Source organism: Thiocystis violacea, assembly GCF_016583565.1.
GTDB classification, from domain to species: Bacteria; Pseudomonadota; Gammaproteobacteria; order Chromatiales; family Chromatiaceae; genus Thiorhodococcus; species Thiorhodococcus violaceus_A.
In genome coordinates, this window is record NZ_NRRF01000166.1 from 1 (window position 1) to 2,450 (window position 2,450).

The following is a 2,450-nucleotide window of genomic DNA, read 5'->3' on the forward strand; positions in this document are numbered from 1 at the left end:
GCCTGTCGACTGGCTTCACCGGAGGCGTGGGTTCGGGTCTAGGGTTTGGCTTGGGCTTTGCCGCTGGATGCTCCGCCGCACGAGGCGGCGGGCTGCTGGGCGAGAGGGGAGGCGGTCCAGGCTCCATCGGCGGTCTTGGCGGCGGCGGAGGATGCGGGTGGTCGGGGGAGCGGTCCTCCGTCGGTTCAGCTGCGGTTGTCGTTGACCTGTCCGTTTCAGTGCTGACGGAGGCTGCCGCAGTCGGCGGGCTCAACCCGAAGACCGGCGGGGGCGGGGGCTGCCGATAGAAGCTCCATGATTTGCAGGGGCTATTGTGGATGATGAGATGCTCGCCACGGTGCAGCGAGGCGGTCCGCTCGCGATCGGACTCTGGTGGCCAGGCGAGTGAGTAGGGGGGCGTCGACTCCTTGTAGATCGTTGCTCCAGCCGCGTCGATGAGCTCGAAGCATTGCTGGGCAGAAACCAAGCCGGGACTCACGAGCATCAAAAGTCCCAGAGTGCTTGCACGCATGTTCACACCTCCTTCGCGGACCAATGACGGTAGCCACGCCCTTGGATTGACCACTCATCGCGGCCAAGAGCATAAGCCTGTGGTTATCGTACGCATATGTCTTTCGGCGGCCGGGGCCAGTTCTCGCGTCAACCCAAGACTTGCTCGTACAGCGCCTCCGCCGCGCCGTAACAGCCGCAGGCGGCGCCTTGCAGGCCGGGGCGGTCGAGCACGGTGATATCTCCCCGATGATAGTGAATCAGCTTGCGCGCTTGCAGCGCGCTCGCCGCCTTGGTGACGCCCACGCGACGCACCCCCAGCAAGAGGGCCAGAAGCTCGTGGGTGACATGGAAGTGGTCTGAATGCGCCCGATCCTGGGTCATCAACAACCAGCGGGCGAGGCGCGCCTCCACCATGTGGAAGCGGGTGCAGGCGAGTAACTGCGTGCTCTGGTTCATCAATACGTCGAGATAGCGGTGGAGCCGTGCCCGTAGGGCGTGGCCCTGGTACAACGCCTCGACAAATCCCTCGCTGGACATCCGCCACGCCGGACCCGCGCCCTGGACGAAGGTGCGGATCTGGGTGATTCCGACCCCCAGGATGAGGGGCGTCCCGATCATGCCTTCATTGCCGACCAGTCGCACCTCCAGGCCGGCGTGATCCGCAGGCGGTGTCACCAGGGAGACGAAGCTGCCGGTCGGGAAATAGACCTCGCGGATCCGATCGCCGGGCTCGCTGATCACCTCGCCACGCTGCAGTTCGACGCCCTCGCAGTTCGAAAGAATCTGTCGCTGGTCACGCTTGGGCAGCGCGGTCAGGAGCCGATTGTCGAAGTGGTCTGCTGTCTTCGCGGAGTCGGGTTGCACGCGCGTTCTCCTCGTTGGTCGCTCATGGACGAAGAACAGGCGGCACAAGGGTGAAGCAAGGTCAGCGCGTCCGCCGTGATGGGTGATCAATACGCTCAATGCCCCCTCCGGTCGGTACGCTGGCAAACATAGGGCGCGCGTTCGATGCACCTTCGAGGCGTCAGCGCAATCCTTTCCCGAAAACGCATTGCTGTGTGTGCTAGCGAACAGACGCTGACGGTGGCAGGAACTACCGTGGCAGATACCCGGTGCGCACAGCGTCTGATAGGAGAAGCGCCATGCCTCTAATGACATTGATCACGACACTCGTCGTCGTGGGATTGTTTCTCTGGTTGATCAATAACTACATCCCGATGGATGGCACCATCAAGAAGATCCTGAACGTGGTCGTCGTGATTGTCGTGATCCTTTGGCTGTTGTCCGTCTTCGGGCTCATGCCTCCGATGTCGGGAATGCGGATCGGCTAGCACTCTGTGAGTAACGTTTTAGCGATTGGAGAGAGAACAAGATGAATGCCATCAAGATCGCTCCGATCGCCTTGATCATCGCCGGAGGCTTGGGTCTGGCTTATGGCGGATTCAGCTATACGCGGGAGTCGCGGCAGGCCAAGGTGGGGCCGATCGAGCTGACGGTGAATGACCGGCAGTGGGTCGGCATTCCGGTATGGGCGGGCATGGCGGCTATCGCGGTTGGCGCGCTGCTGTTGGCCTTGCCCAGGAAAGGCTAGTGCAACAGAGTGGAAATCCCGAGACTGTTTAATCATTCATGCTGCGAGCGGCTTTCCCTCATAGGTCCAGCGGAAGGGTTTGGCCAACGTGCGATTGAAGAAGTCGATGAAATCGCTGATGCGTTTCTGAAGGTCGTCGATGGAGGTGAAGTTGCCACGGCGCAGGACTTTGCGCGCCAGGATCGAGAACCACATCTCGATCTGATTGAGCCACGAGGCGTGCTTGGGGGTGAAGTGAAAGACGATGCGATGGCTCGGATCGCTGAGGAACGCGGTGCGCGTGGCCATGGATTTGAGGATGCCGTAGCGCTCCTTCACGCCGAGGTCGCCCTCGAAACCGATGGCCTCGGCGATGAGGCGCACAACC

The 2,450-nt window shown here is 61.9% G+C and carries 4 protein-coding genes; 2 read left to right on the plus strand and 2 right to left on the minus strand.

The window, feature by feature from the left end; genetic code table 11:
- Window positions 1-639: 639 nt before the first annotated feature.
- Window positions 640-1,356, minus strand: a complete 717-nt coding sequence (locus CKO23_RS24375; protein ID WP_200336039.1) for a helix-turn-helix domain-containing protein — start codon at window positions 1,354-1,356, stop codon at window positions 640-642.
- Between the two features lie 278 nt (window positions 1,357-1,634).
- Here CKO23_RS24375 and CKO23_RS24380 point away from each other — a divergent pair, with 278 nt between their 5' ends.
- A complete protein-coding gene (locus CKO23_RS24380; protein WP_200336041.1) occupies window positions 1,635-1,823 on the plus strand; it encodes a Thivi_2564 family membrane protein in 189 nt (62 codons plus the stop codon).
- A gap of 41 nt (window positions 1,824-1,864) precedes the next feature.
- Complete coding sequence (locus CKO23_RS24385) at window positions 1,865-2,083, plus strand: hypothetical protein (protein WP_200336043.1); 219 nt, start codon at window positions 1,865-1,867, stop codon at window positions 2,081-2,083.
- 36 nt (window positions 2,084-2,119) lie between these two features.
- On the opposite strand, the gene CKO23_RS24390 is transcribed toward CKO23_RS24385, so the two are convergent.
- Window positions 2,120-2,450 (minus strand): transposase (locus tag CKO23_RS24390; protein WP_200336045.1); only part of this gene is annotated, 331 nt, incomplete at its 5' end.

Excerpts from the sequence above, each read along its gene's own strand:
- CKO23_RS24380 (WP_200336041.1), top strand. The coding sequence starts at position 1,635 with ATGCCTCTAATGACATTGATCACGACACTCGTCGTCGTGGGATTGTTT.
- CKO23_RS24385 (WP_200336043.1), top strand. The coding sequence starts at position 1,865 with ATGAATGCCATCAAGATCGCTCCGATCGCCTTGATCATCGCCGGAGGC.